Source organism: Streptomyces fuscigenes (assembly GCF_021556455.1).
Classification (GTDB): domain Bacteria; phylum Actinomycetota; class Actinomycetes; order Streptomycetales; family Streptomycetaceae; genus Streptomyces; species Streptomyces fuscigenes.
In genome coordinates this window covers 1-1,500 of sequence record NZ_JAKGCV010000744.1, presented here as the reverse complement: position 1 = coordinate 1,500, position 1,500 = coordinate 1, and the positions used below count along the sequence as shown (strand labels likewise).

The following is a 1,500-nucleotide window of genomic DNA, read 5'->3' as shown; positions in this document are numbered from 1 at the left end:
GTCCGCCCCCGTAGGGGAGTTCGCGGGCGGCGGTGCGGCGGGCCCGGCGTGCCTCGCCGCGCACCGCGCCCCGGACCCAGCGGACCGCGTCGGGCGGGGGCCCCTCGCCCGGCAGGCGCTCCAGGAGGCGCACCCACACGGCCTGTTCGAGATCGCGCGGTTCCACCGCGGCGGCCGCGGCCTCCGCCGCGGCCTCGGCGCGTACGAGCGGGGAGAGCAGGGCGAACAGTTCCCCGGCCCCGGATCTGGTGACCATGCACGGCGAGACGTCCCCCCGGCGGGCATCGGTTGCTGCGGGGGCGGCCGCTCACCCGTCCGGGGAGACACGGGACGTACGTACGATCAGCACACCGGTGGCGGACGGTCGAGCGGCCCCGCCCGCTGCGCGGGGGCCGGGACCCGGGGCCCGGGAGGCCGCCCGCGCCCCGTCGGTCCTCCCGGGCCGCGATGCTCCCCCGACGCCCCGGACGCGTGTCGGGCGCCTGACGAGCAGGCACCGGCCTCCCGGCCAGGCCCCTTGCGCACGGGGGCGGTTGGGGCGGCCGGGCAGCATCGGCTCCCCGGCCTGTGAGGGGACTGTGCGGCGGGTGTGGGCCTGCCCGGTGCCCTCCCGCGGCTCCCGACGTGCGCCGCGCCACGCCCGCCGAGTAATGTCCTCACCGCCACAGACCTCGCCGTTCATCCATGCCAGCCGACGACACGGAGGACCCGTTGTCCCGTTTCGCGTTCCTCAAGGCGACGCTCGGATCGCTCATGCGCCTCGCGTTCCGTACGAGGGTGGAGGGCGCCGAGCACATTCCGGGCACCGGTCCCGTGATCCTCGCCGGCAACCACCTGACCTTCATCGACTCGATGATCCTGCCGCTCGTCTGCGACCGGCAGGTCTTCTTCATCGGCAAGGACGAGTACGTCACGGGCCGGGGCATCAAGGGCCGGGCGATGGCCTGGTTCTTCACCGGTGTCGGCATGATCCCCGTGGACCGGGACGGCGGGCGCGGCGGCGTCGCCGCGCTCATGACGGGCAGCCGGGTGCTGGAGCAGGGCAACATCTTCGGCATCTATCCCGAGGGCACCCGCTCCCCCGACGGCCGCCTGTACCGCGGGCGCACGGGCATCGCCCGGCTGACGCTGATGACGGGCGCGCCGGTGGTGCCGTTCGCGATGATCGGCACGGACAAGCTGCAGCCCGACGGCAAGGGCCTGCCGCGCGCGGGCAAGGTGACCGTCCGGTTCGGGCCGGTCATGGAGTTCTCCCGGTACGACGGGATGGAGCGCGACCGGTACGTACTGCGCGCGGTCACGGACTCCGTGATGGCCGAGGTCATGCGCCTCGGCGGCCAGGAGTACGTGGACATGTACGCGACCAAGGCCAAGGCCGCCGCGTAGCGGCCGGGCGGGACCCGCAGCGCACGGGACCGGCAGCGCACGGGCCGGACCGCCGGCGGCCCCGCTGATCCCAGGGGGCCGGCCGCGCCGATGTGCCCCCGGGGCCGGGCCGCG

1 protein-coding gene and 1 pseudogene are annotated in these 1,500 nt (G+C 75.6%); one reads left to right on the top strand and one right to left on the bottom strand.

The window, feature by feature from the left end:
- A pseudogene (locus tag L1885_RS28260) lies at positions 1 to 256 on the bottom strand (sigma-70 family RNA polymerase sigma factor); the annotation flags it as partial.
- Between the two features lie 428 nt (positions 257 to 684).
- Between L1885_RS28260 and L1885_RS28255 the strand changes: the two are divergent.
- On the top strand, positions 685 to 1,386 hold the full coding sequence (locus tag L1885_RS28255; protein WP_235799988.1) for a lysophospholipid acyltransferase family protein: 702 nt from the start codon (positions 685 to 687) through the stop codon (positions 1,384 to 1,386).
- The last annotated feature ends 114 nt before the right edge of the window (positions 1,387 to 1,500 follow it).